The 16,421-nt window shown below is 58.3% G+C and carries 14 protein-coding genes; 10 read left to right on the plus strand and 4 right to left on the minus strand.

Annotation, left to right across the window (positions count from 1 at the left end):
• The first annotated feature begins 52 nt into the window (after nucleotides 1–52).
• The 3 genes from ACKPCU_RS01740 to ACKPCU_RS01750 are packed head-to-tail and all read left to right on the plus strand — an operon-like array spanning nucleotide 53 to nucleotide 1,965.
• Nucleotides 53–646: a TetR/AcrR family transcriptional regulator gene (locus ACKPCU_RS01740; RefSeq protein ID WP_321349389.1), complete on the plus strand. Its 594-nt coding sequence runs from the start codon at nucleotides 53–55 to the stop codon at nucleotides 644–646.
• The gene (locus ACKPCU_RS01745; protein ID WP_321349390.1) at nucleotides 636–1,514 is read left to right on the plus strand and encodes an alpha/beta hydrolase family protein; all 879 of its coding nucleotides are present in this window, start codon (nucleotides 636–638) and stop codon (nucleotides 1,512–1,514) included. Before ACKPCU_RS01740 ends, ACKPCU_RS01745 begins: the two co-directional genes overlap by 11 nt.
• Nucleotides 1,515–1,533: 19 nt before the next feature.
• Nucleotides 1,534–1,965, plus strand: coding sequence for a PaaI family thioesterase (locus ACKPCU_RS01750; protein ID WP_104739931.1), 432 nt, complete (start codon nucleotides 1,534–1,536; stop codon nucleotides 1,963–1,965).
• 358 nt (nucleotides 1,966–2,323) lie between these two features.
• Here the strand turns inward: ACKPCU_RS01750 and ACKPCU_RS01755 are convergent, their stop codons facing one another.
• Nucleotides 2,324–3,016 (minus strand): type 1 glutamine amidotransferase domain-containing protein, encoded by a 693-nt coding sequence (locus ACKPCU_RS01755; protein ID WP_104739930.1) that lies wholly within the window; start codon nucleotides 3,014–3,016, stop codon nucleotides 2,324–2,326.
• A gap of 143 nt (nucleotides 3,017–3,159) precedes the next feature.
• On the opposite strand from ACKPCU_RS01755, the gene ACKPCU_RS01760 reads away from it, so the two are divergent.
• The 7 genes from ACKPCU_RS01760 to ACKPCU_RS01790 all read left to right on the plus strand — a co-directional run bounded on the left by ACKPCU_RS01760 (nucleotide 3,160) and on the right by ACKPCU_RS01790 (nucleotide 10,019).
• Nucleotides 3,160–3,903 carry a 5-oxoprolinase subunit PxpA gene (locus tag ACKPCU_RS01760; RefSeq protein WP_321349394.1) on the plus strand — a complete coding sequence of 248 codons (744 nt, stop codon included), beginning with the start codon at nucleotides 3,160–3,162 and terminating at the stop codon, nucleotides 3,901–3,903.
• Complete coding sequence (pxpB, locus tag ACKPCU_RS01765) at nucleotides 3,900–4,598, plus strand: 5-oxoprolinase subunit PxpB (RefSeq protein ID WP_321349396.1); 699 nt, start codon at nucleotides 3,900–3,902, stop codon at nucleotides 4,596–4,598. Before ACKPCU_RS01760 ends, pxpB begins: the two co-directional genes overlap by 4 nt.
• On the plus strand, nucleotides 4,595–5,545 hold the full coding sequence (locus ACKPCU_RS01770) for a 5-oxoprolinase subunit C family protein (protein ID WP_321349398.1): 951 nt from the start codon (nucleotides 4,595–4,597) through the stop codon (nucleotides 5,543–5,545). Before pxpB ends, ACKPCU_RS01770 begins: the two co-directional genes overlap by 4 nt.
• 746 nt (nucleotides 5,546–6,291) lie before the next feature.
• Nucleotides 6,292–7,800 (plus strand): AAA family ATPase, encoded by a 1,509-nt coding sequence (locus ACKPCU_RS01775; protein WP_321349400.1) that lies wholly within the window; start codon nucleotides 6,292–6,294, stop codon nucleotides 7,798–7,800.
• A 73-nt stretch (nucleotides 7,801–7,873) separates the two neighbouring features.
• Nucleotides 7,874–8,575 carry a hypothetical protein gene (locus ACKPCU_RS01780; protein WP_321349401.1) on the plus strand — a complete coding sequence of 234 codons (702 nt, stop codon included), beginning with the start codon at nucleotides 7,874–7,876 and terminating at the stop codon, nucleotides 8,573–8,575.
• A 95-nt stretch (nucleotides 8,576–8,670) separates the two neighbouring features.
• Nucleotides 8,671–9,069 (plus strand): P-loop NTPase fold protein, encoded by a 399-nt coding sequence (locus ACKPCU_RS01785; protein WP_321349403.1) that lies wholly within the window; start codon nucleotides 8,671–8,673, stop codon nucleotides 9,067–9,069.
• Nucleotides 9,066–10,019, plus strand: a complete 954-nt coding sequence (locus ACKPCU_RS01790) for a KAP family P-loop NTPase fold protein (RefSeq protein WP_321349405.1) — start codon at nucleotides 9,066–9,068, stop codon at nucleotides 10,017–10,019. The genes ACKPCU_RS01785 and ACKPCU_RS01790 overlap by 4 nt, the downstream gene beginning before the upstream one ends.
• 1,034 nt (nucleotides 10,020–11,053) lie before the next feature.
• Here the strand turns inward: ACKPCU_RS01790 and ACKPCU_RS01795 are convergent.
• The 3 genes from ACKPCU_RS01795 to ACKPCU_RS01805 form a co-directional block, all read right to left on the minus strand.
• A complete protein-coding gene (locus tag ACKPCU_RS01795; protein WP_321349406.1) occupies nucleotides 11,054–11,944 on the minus strand; it encodes a pirin family protein in 891 nt (296 codons plus the stop codon).
• A gap of 113 nt (nucleotides 11,945–12,057) precedes the next feature.
• The gene (locus ACKPCU_RS01800) at nucleotides 12,058–15,126 is read right to left on the minus strand and encodes an efflux RND transporter permease subunit (RefSeq protein WP_321349408.1); all 3,069 of its coding nucleotides are present in this window, start codon (nucleotides 15,124–15,126) and stop codon (nucleotides 12,058–12,060) included.
• Complete coding sequence (locus ACKPCU_RS01805) at nucleotides 15,126–16,232, minus strand: efflux RND transporter periplasmic adaptor subunit (protein WP_104739895.1); 1,107 nt, start codon at nucleotides 16,230–16,232, stop codon at nucleotides 15,126–15,128. Before ACKPCU_RS01805 ends, ACKPCU_RS01800 begins: the two co-directional genes overlap by 1 nt.
• Between the last annotated feature and the right edge of the window lie 189 nt (nucleotides 16,233–16,421).

Consider the following 16,421-nt stretch of genomic DNA (forward strand, 5'->3'; position numbering starts at 1 on the left):
TGGCCATACATCCCGCTTTACTCCATAGACCGATCGGTCTATAACTAGCGCCATGAGCAAAGAAGATAGCCGCCATATTCTCGTCAAAACCATGCAGAATGCCCTGCAAAGCAAGGGACTGCATGGCGTTGGCCTGACTGAGATTCTGAAAACTGCGGGGTTGCCGAAGGGCAGCCTGTACTACCACTTTCCCGGCGGCAAGGAAGAGTTGGCGCTGGCCGCTATTGCCAATGCCGAGGCGGAGATGACGCGGTTTCTGGAGCAGATGTTTGCCCGCTTCGACGACCCGCTGGAAGCGCTCGCGGCCTGGATCGACAGCGCGCTGCAGCGCATCGCCGCCAGTCGTTTCAAGCTCGGCTGCCCGCTGGCCGCCGCCGCGCTCGACTGCTCACCCGACGACACCGACCTGCTGCTGGCCCTCAACGGCGCCTTCGCCACCCTGCGCGACCTGCTGACTAGACAGATCAGCCGCGCCGGTTTCCCCACCGAGGCCGCTGCCGACCTGGCCGTGCTGGTGCTGACCAGTTACGAGGGCGGTCTGATCATGGCCCGCGCTGCCGGCAGTACCGAACCGCTCGAACGCGCCTTCCGCGCCCTGCTCAGCCACGTTCGCCTGCAACAAAAGGAGTTTGCCAATGGCCACTGAATCGCTCGCCCCGCAAGGCCTGACCCTGACCGCCGCCGATGGCTACGAGCTCGCCGCCACCCTGTACCCGGCCAGCGAACCACGCGGGCAGATTCTGGTCGGCAGCGCCACCGGTGTGCCGCAGGGCTTCTACCGGCGCTTTGCCGAGTTTGCCGCCAGCAACGGCTTCACTACGCTAACCCTTGATTACCGCGGTATCGGCGCCTCGGCCCCAGCCAGCCTCAAGGGCTTCGAGATGGACTATCTGGACTGGGCCGACAAGGACCTCGCCGCCGGCGTCGACTATCTCGGCCAGCAGGATCTGCCGCTGTATCTGGTCGGCCATTCGTTCGGCGGCCACGCCTTCGGCCTGCTGCCCAACCGCGATGCGATCCACGCCGTCTACACCTTCGGCACCGGTGCTGGTTGGCACGGCTGGATGCCCACAGGCGAGCGCCGCAAAGTACAGTTCATGTGGAACCTGGTGCTGCCGCTGATTGTGGCCATAAAAGGCTATCAGGCGTGGAACTGGCTCGGCCTCGGCGAAGACCTGCCCAAGGGCGTCTACCGCGACTGGAAGCGCTGGTGCCGCTATCCGCGCTACTTTTTTGAAGACCCGAAGATGGCCTGGCTGAACGACCACTTTGCCGCTGTGCGTACGCCGATTGTCGGCGCCGTCTCGCTCGACGACTTGTGGGCTGGCCCGGACTCGCGCGACGCCTTTATGAGCGCCTTCAGCGGCGCCGCTTACCAACCACGGGATATCGACCCCAAGGCCCTCGGCCTCAAGCCGCTGGGCCATATGGGTTACTTCCGCCCCTACGCCGAACCCCTCTGGCGCGATGCGCTGGACTGGTTCGCCAGCCAACCCCAGGCTGCTGCAGCCTGACCCATTCAAGGACCCTGTAATGAACCCGAAAGACATGACCGGCCTGCAGATCCTGCAAGCTGTCGCCAACGGCCTGCTGCCCCTGGCACCGATTTCCAAGACCATTCCGATGCAGGTCAAGCTGGCCGAAGAGGGCCGCGTGGTGTTTGAAGCCACCGCCAACGAAAGCCATACCAACCCGCTCGGCGGCGTGCATGGCGGCTTTGCTGCCACCGTCATGGACTCGGTCACCGGCTGCGCTGCACACACCACCCTGGGCGTAGGCGAAGGCTACGGCACCATCGAACTGAACGTGAAGATGTGCAAACCGGTGCCCTTCAACAAAACGCTGATCGCCGAAGGCAAGGTCATCAACAAGACCCGACGCCTGATCATCAGCGAAGGGTATCTGCGCGATGAAACCGGCTCGCTGTATGCCTACGCCACAGCGACCAATATGATTCTCAGCTAGGAGCGGCAAGCGGCAAGCGGCAAGCGGCAAGCGGCAAGCGGCAAGCGGCAAGGATGGTGTCGTCGCAAGGGCCGAGCTTCAACTCGGCCGCACGAATAGACATCAGACATCCGGATGCTAAAGGCATTTCGTGCCACCACCTGATGTTGGAGTGTGCACTGATTGTCGTCCCGTTTACGCGGGCGAGTAGCGCCGGCTTGGCGGGAAAAAGAGCGGCAGCATGTCTGAGGCTCGAAGAGCCGAGTTCTGCCGATCCCCGCCAAGCCGAGCAACGCAGCAAACCCGAAGGGCTCGCCGTAAAAGGCGAAAGGCTGACTCGGCAGCAGCTCCATCCAAGAACCAGCCACCAATCAACCCGTCACACCCCCGGCAGCACCTTCAACAGCGTCAGCAACTCACGCGCCGCCTTCTCGGATGACGCCGGGTTCTGCCCGGTGACCAGCAAGCCATCGACGAGCACATACTCGCCCCAGTCCTCACCTTTGCTGTAAACGCCCCCCTTTTCCTTCAGCGCGTCTTCCAGCAGGAAGGGCACTACCTCGCTGAGGCCAACGCCGTCTTCCTCAGAGTTGGAGAACCCGGTCACCCGCTTGGCGCCAACCAACGCCTCGCCGTCCTTACCCTTGGCGTTAACCAATGCCGCCGGTGCATGGCACACCGCGCCGATGGGCTTGTCCGCCTTGGCAAAGGCATTGAGCAGCGCCAATGAGTCGGCGTCGTCATGCAGATCCCACATCGGGCCGTGGCCGCCGGGATAAAACACCGCATCGAAGTCGTCTGCCGAAACCTCACTCAGTTTCACCGTCTGCGCCAACTGCGCCTGAGCGGCGTTGTCGGCGTCAAAACGTTTGGTCGCCTCGGTCTGCGCATCCGGCTCGGCGCTCTTGGGGTCCAGTGGCGGCTGGCCGCCCTTGGGCGAGGCCAGGGTGATTTCGGCACCGGCATCGCGCAGCACGTAATAGGGCGCTGCAAACTCCTCCAACCAGAAGCCGGTTTTATGGCCAGTGTCGCCAAGCTTGTCGTGTGAGGTGAGAACCATGAGAATCTTCATATCGCTCCTCTCTACAATCGATGAACCAACGGCTGTGAGGCGAACGCGCGCCATACAGCATGAATACACAGTAAATCCGGCAGCAATCGACGCAAATGGTTCAGTCTCGCCGCGCCGGTGACAGCACAGGACAACCAGCAACCATGCAGCCGCTACAACTCAACTGCGACATGGGCGAAAGCTTCGGCGCCTGGACCATGGGCATGGACGAAGCCGTCATGCCGCATGTGCACAGCGCCAACATCGCCTGCGGCTTTCACGCCTCCGACCCGTCCACCATGCGCCGCACCGTCGCACTGGCAGTGCAGCACGGCGTGCGTATCGGCGCCCATCCGGCCTACCCGGATCTGGTCGGCTTTGGCCGCCGCTCGATGGCCTGTTCCGCGCAGGAAGTGGAAGACCTGCTGCTTTACCAACTCGGCGCACTGGACAGTATCTGCCGCGCCGAAGGCGTCACCCTCAGCTACGTCAAACCCCACGGCGCGCTCTACAACGACATGATGAAGCAGCCCGCGCTGCTCACAGCAGTGATGCGCGCCGTCACCCGCTTCAACCCGCAGCTGCCGCTGATGCTGCTGGCCCGGCGCGACAACCGCGAAGCCGAACAGCTGGCCGCGGAGCAAGGCATCGCCCTGCTGTTTGAGGCCTTCGCCGACCGTGGCTATGACCCGGACGGCTACCTGCTGCCCCGCAACCAGCCCGGCGCCGTCCATCAGGACCCGGAGCGCATTCTGGCCCAGGCACTGAGCTTTGCCCGGGGCGAACCGATCACCGCCAGCGACGGCAGCCAGCTGACCCTGCGCGCCAACAGCCTCTGCGTACACGGCGACAACGCCGAATCGGTCGCCGTGGTCGCCCGTATCCGCGCCGCACTGGACGCGCTGTGAACCTGCGCATCGAGAGCGCAGCCATCGACAGCCTGATGGTGCGGCTGTTTGATCAGATCGACGAAGCCAACATGCCCTGGCTGATCGCCGCCGCAGAACAACTACGCGAAGCCTTCGGCGCGCAGCTGATCGATCTGGTGCCGTCCTACACCACCCTGCTGCTGCACTACGACCTGCACGCCCTGAGCGAAGCAGAGGCCATCGCGCTGATTAACAGCAGCCTGCACAACCTGCAGCCGCTGGCGAATGAGACCGGCACCCTCCATGCCATCCCGGTCTGGTATAACCAGAGCGTCGGCCCCGAGCTGACCAGCATCGCCCAACGCGCCGGGCTCAGCCCGGAGCAGGTCATCGAGCAGCATTGCAGCCGCGACTACCCGGTGTTCACCCTCGGCTTCGCGCCCGGGTTTGCCTACATGGGGCTGGTGGATGAAGCGCTTGCGTCCGCTCGCCTCGCCACCCCGCGCCAGCGCGTACCCAAGGGCAGCGTCGGCATCGCCGAACGCCAGACCGCCATCTACCCGCTGACCTCACCCGGCGGCTGGAACCTGATCGGCCGCTGCCCGCTCACCCTGTTCAGTGCCGAGCGCGGCAGCCTGCTGCAACCCGGCGACCGCGTGCGCTTTGTGTCCATCGACCACGCCGAATTCATCCGCCTGGGCGGGGACGACACGGCGATGGAGGTCAGCGCATGATCGAGCTGCTGGTCGAACACAGCCTCGGCTTTGCCCAGCTGCAGGACGGCGGCCGCTTTGGCGTGCGCCATCTGGGCATCACCCAGGGCGGCGCGCTGGACTGGGTCGCCATGCAGCAGGCCAACTGGCTGCTCGGCAACTCAGCAGACGCCGCCGTGATCGAAATCCCCCTTGGCGGACTGCAACTGCACGTTCAAGCCAGCGGCTGGCTGGCACTGACTGGCGCCGATCTGGATGCGAAACTCGACGATCAGCCACTGGCACCCGGACAGGCCTTCCAGCTGCGCCACGGCCAGACCCTGCGGTTCAACAGCCCCAAGCGCGGCGTACGCGCCTACCTCGCCACCCCCGGCGGCTTTGCGGCAGACCCGGTCATGGGCGCCGTCGCCACCGTCATGCGCGAACAGCTCGGCGGCCTGCACGGCAATGGCCGCGGCCTGCACAACGGCGACCGCCTGCTGGGCAAGGCCAGCAACACCGAACCGCGCACTCTGCCCGCAGACGCACTCTGGTATCCGGGTGACGAAGTCGTGCTCGACCTGATCCCCGGCGCACAAATCGCCAGCTTCGCCGGTGTAAGCCTGTTCGCCGCCTTCAACCAGAGCTGGACCCTCGACCAGCGCGCCGACCGCATGGGCATGCGCCTCACCGGCCCCGCGCTGCGCTACCAGGGCCAGGCCCTGATCTCCGAAGGCATCCCCCTCGGCGCGGTTCAGGTGCCGCCCGACGGCCAACCGATCATCCTGATGAACGACCGCCAGACCATCGGCGGTTATCCACGCCTCGGCGCGGTGACGCCGCTGTCGCTGGCGCGGCTGGCGCAGTGCGCGCCGGGGCAGCAGGTGAGATTAAGGGTGGTGAGTCAGGAGGCCGCGAGGCGGGAGATGCTGAACGTTATCAGCGCCCTACAAGCACAGGGCGCACTACACGGGCTAGCGCATCCGTAGGGTGGAGAAAAGCGCAGCGTTGTCCACCAAGCGGCATCTGACGCAGCGCGGAGTTCGGGCATATTTTGATCGTCCCCATGCTCCGCGTGCGAATGCCTGCAAGGACGCTCCGCGTCCGGCTTTAGTGTTACCACAGAGGTCACCGCGAACTCGTCACGTCATCTTTTCGCCTTCCCGGCGAGCCAAGGGGGGCTGCTTGCCCAGCCCCCCTTAGCGATCCCCCGGGGCACCCGACTACGCGGCCCTGCGGGTTCGCTGCGTTGCTCGGTCTGACGGGGATCGGCAGAACTCGGCTCTGCGATCCTCAGACATGCTGCCGCTCTTTTTCCCGCCAGCCCTGCGCTACTCGCCCGCGTAAACGGGACTGGGGTCCGTGCATTCGCCACGTCCGTATTTGCGCGCCAAGGCCGCGCTACTTCACCTAATCTTTAGCCTAATTCAGGGTTGGCAAACGCGGCGTGTAGTAGCACTATCAAATCACCGCACTTCTCGCGGCCCCGTCAGGAGGCATGGATGCTACATAGACTCGACTCATTTCATCTCGAATACCCGTCAGCACCCTCGCCTGCATGCAAGCCTCTGCCGTCGATCAGTGGAGCGTTAAGCCTCGTGCGGTTTAACGTCCGGCACTCGCGCGAGAATGTCGCTAATCCATTGAAATATAAGAGAATATGAGATCGCGGCATCCGGCGCTATGCCGTGTATTAAAGTTAGCGCGATATAATCACTGTTATGTTTAGGAAATCATGAGAATAAAATTCGAGAATGTGAAAGGGATAGTGAGTCTCGATTTTGAGATCCCATCAGGCGGCGTTTGGATTCTTACCGGACTAAACGGGACTGGTAAGTCTACTGTATTGGCGACTCTTTATCGTATTAGGAACTCCTATGGTTTCCAGAAATTTTTCCGAACAAGTCCTTTAGCTGATAGGGTTGACCTATATGACAACGCATCAATAATCTATGAGATCAATGGCAGATCGGTAACGTATAGATACGGCGGCCAGAGGTGGAGGGCACGTCCCAGAGCCAATTCCTTAGTATTGGAAGATTTTCCATTTTCTACAGTGTCTTACCTCGAAGCCAATTCTGAACGAATTGAACCTTTTTCCGATGAAATAGCACCCAACCGGCTAAGAGACGCGAGTGACGATATAAAGGATTTTTTAGTCGCTGTCTTAGCGGACGATAAATGGAATAATTTAAAATTCGTAAACACCCGTAGAGGTAGAGGGAACGAAGCATTCTTGATTCCTTATCGCCCCGGGCAGGGGCACGCATATAAATACTATTCTGAAAAAAGCTTCAGCCTTGGTGAGCTTTGTATCCTTAGGCTTGCCAAACGCATATCGGAGATTCCAAATGACGGCCTAGTTCTGATTGATGAAATCGAAATGGCCTTACATCCTCAGGCACAGGTTAGATTGCTCGAAAAATTGCGCTCCGTAAGTCGGGACAAGAACACTACAGTCATTTTTTCTACTCACTCCGCATCAATTGTAAAATCAGCAGGAAGGCGAAACCTCATTCACCTAGTAAACAAAGGCCGAAATACGATTGAGGCAATTAGGAACCCCTATCCTGCGCAGATACTCGGCGAGATTGCTTTTGATGATGAATTGGGCGCCGATTTCGTGTTTTTCGTTGAAGACAAGCAGGCAAGGTTACTACTTGAACAGATGATTCAAGAGTATTTAGCAATAGCTAATCCCGACATTAACTATCAGCCTCTATGCAAAATTGCACCAGTTGGTGGCTTCGTTCAGGTCTTGGAGTTTGTAAACGGTTCGTCACAGATATTTCCCAGCTACGTCCGTAGGTTTGCTTTCTTAGATGAGGACGTTAAGACTGAATCGCTTAGGTCTGCTCAACGGCGCAACGATCATCGGCTTTTAGATCTTTTTAACAGATCTGGACGGGTATTGAATTACTTACCGTGCACACCGGAGGTCGGGCTTGTCGGTATGATTGAGGGGCAACATGTTAGGCAAGAAATACGAAATAGCTTTCCAGGTCACGCCATCAACATAGAGCGAATCATTCAGACTGCGGATTATCAAGCCCTTCAAAGTCAAAACCCACGCGATCTGGCCAAGAAAAAGATTGCCAATGTGGTTGAAAGCATAAGTCTAACCACCGGAATCGATGAAATACAGATTCGTCGAGCTCTATATAAAATATACACTAAGCATAAATATGGGAATGCTATTGGAGATTTACGCGCCTTGCTCGGTCCTATTTTCAATGCAAGATGAACATAACAAAGCAAATCCAGCCGACGCGCCAAAGGCGCGCGCGGCTGATTTGCGACGTTAGGCAAATCACAATATGACTCAGCATAAAGAGTATTTGGAAAAAATATTTGAAATCGGCGCTGCAAAATTCGGGATATGCTGTTTTATTATTGCAATAGTAACACCGTCACTTGGAGGGCTTGGTGTATACGTCACCTACCTAACATATCTTGCAGCATTATTTTGCTTTTACTTTGCAACGTTCAAAATTTGGAAATCAGACCAAATTATAAGAACCGAAGAACTCACAGTCCAGGTACTAGAAGCGAACGGAAGATTTTCTAGCGGGAATGGACACTCCTTTAAAAAAGCCAACCTAAAAGCAGAACTCTGCATAATAAACAACCAGTCTAGTCCTGCAAGTTTAAGCGACCTTATTTTTAGCCTGAAAGAGCACAATGAGTCAAATATAAAACTATCAAACACCATTAAGACCTTCAACAAAGTCAACTCAAGTCAAATTCAAAACTCCGCAACCCTAACCCCTAATTCATCGCTACTAGTTACACTGCAAGGTGAACTCGAAGGGAGTTTCTCTAATGCAAATGAGCAAGCAGTATTTCTAAAGAATCACAAACAGCTTCATGGAGTGCTCAAATACAAAACCACCACCTCTACAATTACAAACTCGCTTACACAAGAATTTGATTTCGATTTAACTAAACTAAGAGAACGCTTCGAAGAAGAATGGCGAAATAGTGGCAATCATGAAGCTATAGCCATACTGAACTCTTAAATGCCTAACAAGTGGTTCAAATCGTTCGCTGCGCTCACTGGGACGGGCTAAAGCCCGCCCCTTAACCAAGCGTTCTGTGATTTAGGAGAAACCTTGTGAGATTAACTGTTCCAGAATTACAAATTAGTGACGATGAAGGCTTCTCTACGGAGAAAGATCTGTTCCATCGAAAGCAATTTGGTGATCAGCTATATAACTTAATCAACAACTCAGATGAAAATCTGGTTCTAGCCTTAGACGCCCAATGGGGGGAAGGTAAAAGTACATTCATAAAAATGTGGTCTGGTGAAAATCGACACAAGCAAGAGCCGCCGTTAGAAACCATCTATTTTGATGCTTTTGAAAATGACTACCAAAAAGAACCATTCTTAGCTTTGGCTTCAGAAATATATGAATTACTAGAGGACAAGGCAAAAAGCAAGAAGCAAGAAGCAAGAAGCAAGAGTTTAAAGAGAAGGCAGCTCAAGTCTTTAAGACATTTAGTCGTGGCGTGATCAAAACTGGCATTCGGCTCGGAACTGCTGGTGTAATCGACGGGACAGTATTGGATCAAGCTGAAAAAGACATTTCTACATTAGTCTCAGAACAAGTAGACTCAATAATCTCATCCAAGTTTGAAAGCTCTAAAGCAGACAAATTAGCTCTGAAGAATTTCAAAGAGTTTTTATCTGATGTTGCGCTCAACCATACCCCTGGAAAGCGCATTGTTTTCGTTATTGATGAGCTCGATCGCTGTAGACCTGATTTCGCATTAGATCTATTAGAAAATATTAAACACCTTTTCTCGGTATCAGGCATAACCTTCTTGCTCGTCATGAACCGTAAGCAGCTAGAAGAATCAGTCAAGTGTCGATATGGTGATGGGATTGACTCGGTCACATACTTACAAAAATTTATAAATGTTTGGTTATCCTTACCTCGTTCATCGGGAAAATATCAGCAAGATGATGGTGCCAAGTACCTAACGACTTCTTTTGGTTTGATGACAGCAGGGAAACGGATTCACAATGAAGCTGCTGCACAAATGCTTAAATCACTTGTTAAGCACCTAAAACCCTCATTCCGAGATATCGAGAGAATTTTAACTTACTTTGCAATCATCGAGAACTCTCGCAATGAACCTATGAACGAGTATTATCAAGACATGATGGCGGTAGTCTGCTTTATGAAGGTTGTTAATCCTGGAATGTTGTACGCAATAATAAGTAAGCGAGCAAGTGGTCAAGAATTACTGGATTTCCTCCAACTATCCGATGGCTCAGATTACTCTGAAGAATATGCTCTTGAATATTTGGCAACACAAATTGAGTTTGACCTCGCGTCAGAAGAGCGTAGGCATGAAATGCAAGAAAGTAACTTGTTGAATTTTAGACTTGGCCGGGCCCCAAGCAAGGCGATTGATTATTTCTATCAGGAGTTAAATAACATTCAACCAGTGCGATAAATCACATAACAAAGCATTTAAGAGTGATTCGCAACGCTTGGCATTATTCATTCCATCGTTAGGTTTTGTGTTTACGGTGTTAAGGTTAAGTATCGTGGTTGCGTTGCTCACACCTTAATGCGGCGTTTCGCAGTTTCCAAACTGCACTTTCTAAGTCATCTCGCTCCCAGTTCACAACCATAAAAACTCGATCCTGCGGCCAGCAGTAAGACGGCTGACTAGTGCACGGACCCAAGGATCCCCGTTTACGCGGGCGAGTAGCGCAGGGCTGGCGGGAAAGAGAAGCGTAGGATGTCTGAGGCGCGCAGCCCCGAGTTTTCGGGCGGCCGGCGAGGTCTCCCCGTCAGACCGAGCAACGCAGCGAACCCTAAGGGCCGTGTAGTCGGCGTGGCATCGGGTCTGCTCGCGGCCAATCGCGGCCGCGCCGTCGCCTGTTTTGGCGCAGTGCAAGGCGCGAGTCACGTGATTTGGTTATTCCAAATGAGTGACGAGTAACGCAGCAATGCGCCAAAACAGGCGACGGCCCGGAGGGTTGCGTTTAAAAACGTGCCCTGCTGCGTTACGGACCTTGGAAAGGGCTAGCCATTCCCTGCGGCCCGCGCCTTGCACGGCACGCTTTTAAACTGCAACGCGGCTCGCGATTGGTCGTGAGCAGACCCGTTGGGGAGCAGGGGGAAATGGCCATGCATTTCCCCCTGCTCGCCGTAAGGGCGAAAAGGTTGTTTGAAGAATCAGCGCAGACGAGCAGAACAGATCAAATCCCCATAACCGTCTTTCCCGCGCAGGCGGAAATCCATTCGTTTGGCGTGGTGGCGTGTCTGGATCCCCGCCTTCGCGGGGATGACGGTGAAGGGGCGGGGATGACGAGTGAGTCGGGGATGACGAGAGAGTCAGGGATGACGGCGAAGTACCGGGATCGCGGTGCGGGGCGATAGCGGTGAACGAGTGCAACAACAGCTCGGTGCTCAGTCTCATACGCCGCTTGGTGGACAACGCTTCGCTTGTGTCCACCCTACCGCCGGGCTATGGCGCAATTAGGCACTCCGCCACGGCAACGCCGGCGCCGCCAACCGCTCCCCATCAAACCCCGCCACTTTCCCAAAGCGCGCAGACTCGGCCTGCCACTCCCGCGTTGCTTCGATGATGTATTCGCGGCTGTAGCCGACAAAATTCCAGAACATCAGCACTTTCTCTGCCGGTGCGCCGCCGATGAGGATGGCGCGGCTGCCGGGGGTGAGGGTGAGGTGCAAGGCCGTGGAGCCGGGGTCGAGGGCGGCGAGTTCGTTTTCGGCGAAGCGTTCGCCGTCCAGGTCCAGCTCGCCTTCCATCACCAGCAGGCCGTGTTCAAAAGCCGGGTTGAGGGTCAGTTCGCAATTGCCGCCGCTGGGGCTGTGGATATCCAGGCCGAGCAGCGGGCTGTAGACCTCGACCGGCGAGGTGTGGCCGGCGACGTCGCCGACCAGCAGGGTGAAGTCGATGCCGTTTTGCTGCCAGGTGGGCAGGTCTGGGTAGTAGGTGAAGGCGGGTTCTGCGTTTGCCATGTGTGGCGGCAGGGCGATCCACAGTTGGGCGGCGTGCAGGCGGTCGGTGGCTTCGGTGGAGTCTTCGGTGTGGCTGATGCCGCGCCCAGCGGTCATCAGGTTGACTTCGCCAGGGCGGATCAGTTGTTCGTTGCCGAGGCTGTCGCGGTGCAGCACGTCGCCTTCGATCATCCAGGTGAAGGTCTGCAGGCAGGTGTGCGGGTGGGCGCCCACGTGCATGCCCTCACCTGATTCAAAGCGGGCGGGGCCGGCGTGATCGAGAAAGCACCAGGCGCCGATCTGGCGGCGCTGGCGGGTGGGCAGTACACGGTTGACCGGCAGGGTGCCGCCGATTTCGGCGGTGCGGGCGGTGATGCGTTGGGCGCTGACAGGTTGGCTGCTCATGCGACGCTCCGGCTGCGAGTGGATTCTCGCAGCCTACCCCAGTGTGTCGGTCGCGTCAGCCGTGGGCTGGTCTGCCTTGGTTGGAGCGTCAGTGTCAGATACCGCTCAGCCGCTTATACCCGCCGCCCCTCGACCGGGATCTTGTAGAACAGGCTGTAGATCACCGGCAGCACCACCAGGGTGAGGATGGTGGCAAAGCCCAGACCGAACATGATGACCACGGCCATGCTCTGGAAAAAGGCGTCGGTCAGCAGCGGGGCCATGCCGAGGATGGTGGTCAGCGCGGCCATGGACACCGGGCGTACCCGGCTGATGGCCGAGGCTACCAAGGCGCTGTAGGCCTCTTTGCCGGAGTCGATCTGCAGGCGAATTTCGTCGACCAGCACGATGCCGTTCTTGACCAGCATGCCGCTCAGACTGAGAAAGCCCAGCAGCGCCATAAAGCCGAACGGGATGCCGGTAAGCAAAAAGCCGAGGGTCACGCCAATGATCGCCAGCGGTACGGTCAGCCAGATGATCGCAGCCCGTCTGACCGAGTCAAACAGCAGCACGGTGATCAGGAACATTGCCAGGTAGCCGAGCGGCAGGCTGCCGAACACGGCCTTCTGTGCATCACGCGAACTCTCGTATTCACCGCCCCACTCCAGGCTGTAGCCGCGCGGCAGCTCAATCGCCTCGATCTGGGGACGCACACGGGCGAACAGCTCGGCGGCGGTCTGACCGCTGATGATGCTCGGGTCGGCCTGCACGGTCAGGGTGCGCTTGCGATCTTCCCGCAGGATCAGCGGGTCTTCCCAGTCGGTGACAAAGCCGCTGACGACCTGCGAGATCGGGATGTAGGTGCTGCGCACCGAGCTCCAGACCAGTAGGTCGTTTAGGGTGCTGGCATCCAGCCGCTCGTCTGCCGGGGTACGGGCGACGATGGGCAGCATGCGCGTGCCGTCGCGGTACAAGCCGACGTTGACGCCGCTGAAGTTCATTTTCAGCAGGGTGTCCAGGTCTCGCTTGTCGACCCCCAGCTCACGCGCCTGCGCTTCGGCAAACTGCGGGCGTACCAGCTTGGTGCGCTCGCGCCAGTTGTGCAGCACGGCATCGGCGACCGGGTCGGCCTTGAGGATGGCGATCGCCTGGTCGCCCAGGGCACGCAGCACCTCAGGGTCGGGGCCGGTGAAACGCGCCTCGATCTTGCTGTCGCTGCCCGGGCCGAGCATCAACTGCTTGAGTTTGACCTTGGCGGTCGGGTGCTGCTGTTTGAAATACTCTTCCAGCTCGGCAATCAGCGGGGCAATCTGCTCGCGCTGCTCGGTGCGCACCAGCAGTTGGGCGTAGTTGCTATGGATGCGCTCAGGGAAGTAAGTGAGGATGAAGCGCAGCGCGCCTTGACCGATGGTGGACGTCACCTCGGTAACGCCGTCCTGCGCGAGCACGTACTGATCCATCTCGGCGATCACCTGTTCGGTGTAGCGAATGTCGCTGCCCTTGGGCAGCCAGACATCGACAAAGAACATCGGCGTATTGGACGGCGGGAAGAACGCCTGACGCACCTGACTGAAGCCGAATACCGACGCCAGCAGCAGCGCGCCCAGCATCACCAGTGTCAGCACCCGGTGGTGCAGTGCGTTGCCAAGCAGCTTGCGGTAGAGCACAAAGACGATGCCACGGTAGGGGTCTTCGACCTCGGCCGACTGGTCACCGGACGGCTGATCACGGAAGAACAGACTGGCGAAGAAAGGCGTCAGGGTGATGGCGGTAATCCAGCTCAGCGTCAGCGAGATCATCAGCACCTGGAACAGTGACAGACAGTACTCGCCGGTGGAGTCGTCCGACAGGCCGATGGGGGCAAAGGCGATGATCGCAATCGCGGTGGCGCCCATCAGCGGCAGATTGGTCTGGCGCACAATATCGCCCGCGGACTGCAGGGTGGTCTGGCCACGCTGGCGGCCGACCAGAATACCCTCGACAATCACGATGGCGTTATCCACCAGCATCCCCAGCGCGATGACCAGCGCACCGAGCGAAATACGCTGCAGCTCGATACTCAGCACCTGCATGAAGATAAAGGTGCCCAGCACCGTCAGCGCCAGCACCAGACCGATCAGCAGGCCGCTGCGCAGGCCCATGAACACCAGCAGCACAACCACGACAATGGCAACCGACGCGAGGAAGTTCCAGACAAAGCCACCAACCGAGTTCTCTACCTCGGCAGCTTGGTTGTAGAACATGGTCACCTGCATGCCGGCCGGGCGGTCCTGTTCCAGCTCGGCCAGCCGCGCGGCCACCGCGTTACCCACATCCACCACATTCACGTGCGCAGCGTAGGAGACGCCCAGCCCCAGGGCCGGATGCCCCTGAGCGCGGTACAGGCTGGTCGGGGTTTCGGCAAAGCCCCGGGTAATGCGCGCGACATCCCCCAGATAGACCCGTTTGGAACTGCCGGGCGGGCTGATGATCAGCCGCTCCAGCTCGCTGACATCCTGAAACTCACCGGTCGGATGCAGCCGAATCGACTCACTGCCGACCAGCATGCGGCCAGCGTCCGACACCACATTCTGGCGGCTGAGCAGGTCGTAGATGCGCTGTGGCGCAATCCCCAGCGCGGTCATCTGGGCACGGGAGATTTCCAGATGCACCTCTTCCTGCGGCACGCCGGCAAGGCTGACCTTGCCGACGCCTTTCACCAGCACCAGCTCGCGGCGCAGGTAATCGGCGTAGTCACGCAGCTCACGATAGTCGTAGCCAGTGCCGCTGATCATGAAAAAGGTGCCGTAAACGTCGCCGAAGTCATCCTGAATCTGCGGTTCGCTGACGCCGGGCGGCAGATTGGGACGCAGATCGTTGATGCGGCGGCGCATCTCGTCCCAGATTTGCGGCAACTCGTGCGCGCCATACTGCGCCTGCACCTCGACCATGATCTGCGACAGCCCGGCGCTGCTGGTGGAGGTGATGGTGTCGATGTAGGGCAGTTGCTGGATCGCATTTTCCAGCGGATAGGTCAGCTCTTCCTCCACCTGTTGCGGCGAGGCGCCGGGGTAGGGCGTGACCACCATCGCCATCTTCAGGGTAAAGGCCGGGTCTTCCAGCCGGCCCAAGTCAAGAAAGGCAATAATCCCGCCAATGCCGAGCAGCAGCGCCACCAGCCAGCTGGTGACCCGCCGCTTGATGAAGTATTCGGCAATATTCATTACAGCCCCCGCTCACGAACCCAGGGGCGCACCTGCTGACCTTCACTCAGTTCATTGCCACCGGCAGCAACAATCCGCTCACCGGCCTCCAGCCCCGACAACACTTCGATACCGTCGCGGGTCAGTTGCCCCACCGATACGGCGCGGGCACGGACCTGCAGCGTGCCGTCCTGTTCGACCACCACCCAGACCTGACGGTGTTCACTGTCTTCGTTGTCCGGACTGAATACCGCTTCGACCGGCACCACTATCGGAATCTCGGCGTTCCGGCTGATCTCGGCAAAGTTGACGATCACCGTGGCGCTCATGCCCGGTAGCAACACCAGCCCATCGGGGATCGGCATGCTCAGGGTGACGTCATAGGCCAGGGTCGAGGGGTCCGGCTGGCTGGCGTACTCCTTGTAGTCAGCGTCGATCAACGCCTCGGGGTAGTTGTCCAGTCGCACCTTGGAACGCAGCTCGGCGGGCTGCAAGTCACGGCGCAGATTGCTCAGCAGGTTCTCCGGCAGCTGGAACACCACGTCCATGCTGTCGCCGCTGTAGAGGGTGGCAATCGGCTGATTCGGCTGCACCACCTGAAACTGCTCCACATGGGTACGCGCCACCACCCCATCAAACGGCGCGTTGATGCGGGTATAGGCCAATTCCTGGCGAGCCAGATTGAGCGCCGCCTCAGCCGAGTTGAACTGCGCCTTGCGCTGGTCGTATTCGGCCTGCGACACCATCTGCCGCTCAACCAACTGCTCCATCCGGGTCAACTGGCTGCGGGTAAGGTCGTAGCTGGCCTGACGGTCACTCAGCTTGAGCCGGTAGTCGGTATCGTCGAGCTGGGCAATCAGCTCACCCTGCTTGACCTCCTGGCCCTCATGCACCTTGAGAGCCTGCAACTCGCCACCCAGCCGGAACGACAACTGCGCCTCTTCCGGCGCCTTCAGCCGGGCCGGAAACTCGCGGATGCGCTCGGCGCCCGGGTCCACCACGGTAAACAGCTTGACCGGTCGCGGCTTGTCCGCCACCGGTGCGGGCGGCTCGGAACAACCGGAGAGAGAGACGGTAAGGGCAATGGCCGAGAGACCTGTGGCAATCCAGCGGGCGACGCAATCCATAGGTAACCTGTGAAGTAGGTGGCAAAAAGACGGGAAAAACAGCTGTCGCATTATAGAGCTACAAAACGCTACATGGCGGCCAATCCTCGGCAGATTCAGCCATATTGTTGGCTTTTTCTGCCATGCGACGGCCCGCCGCAGTTATTGGGCTTGCACTGGCGCTACTTTCAATCTATGTTTTTATATATT

It is taken from the genome of Halopseudomonas oceani (assembly GCF_963677335.1).
Classification (GTDB): Bacteria; Pseudomonadota; Gammaproteobacteria; order Pseudomonadales; family Pseudomonadaceae; genus Halopseudomonas; species Halopseudomonas oceani.

Excerpts from the sequence above, each read along its gene's own strand:
- ACKPCU_RS01740 (WP_321349389.1), top strand. The coding sequence starts at position 53 with ATGAGCAAAGAAGATAGCCGCCATATTCTCGTCAAAACCATGCAGAAT.
- ACKPCU_RS01745 (WP_321349390.1), top strand. The coding sequence starts at position 636 with ATGGCCACTGAATCGCTCGCCCCGCAAGGCCTGACCCTGACCGCCGCC.
- ACKPCU_RS01750 (WP_104739931.1), top strand. The coding sequence starts at position 1,534 with ATGAACCCGAAAGACATGACCGGCCTGCAGATCCTGCAAGCTGTCGCC.
- ACKPCU_RS01755 (WP_104739930.1), bottom strand. The coding sequence starts at position 3,016 with ATGAAGATTCTCATGGTTCTCACCTCACACGACAAGCTTGGCGACACT.
- ACKPCU_RS01760 (WP_321349394.1), top strand. The coding sequence starts at position 3,160 with ATGCAGCCGCTACAACTCAACTGCGACATGGGCGAAAGCTTCGGCGCC.
- ACKPCU_RS01770 (WP_321349398.1), top strand. The coding sequence starts at position 4,595 with ATGATCGAGCTGCTGGTCGAACACAGCCTCGGCTTTGCCCAGCTGCAG.
- ACKPCU_RS01775 (WP_321349400.1), top strand. The coding sequence starts at position 6,292 with ATGAGAATAAAATTCGAGAATGTGAAAGGGATAGTGAGTCTCGATTTT.
- ACKPCU_RS01780 (WP_321349401.1), top strand. The coding sequence starts at position 7,874 with ATGACTCAGCATAAAGAGTATTTGGAAAAAATATTTGAAATCGGCGCT.
- ACKPCU_RS01795 (WP_321349406.1), bottom strand. The coding sequence starts at position 11,944 with ATGAGCAGCCAACCTGTCAGCGCCCAACGCATCACCGCCCGCACCGCC.
- ACKPCU_RS01800 (WP_321349408.1), bottom strand. The coding sequence starts at position 15,126 with ATGAATATTGCCGAATACTTCATCAAGCGGCGGGTCACCAGCTGGCTG.
- ACKPCU_RS01805 (WP_104739895.1), bottom strand. The coding sequence starts at position 16,232 with ATGGATTGCGTCGCCCGCTGGATTGCCACAGGTCTCTCGGCCATTGCC.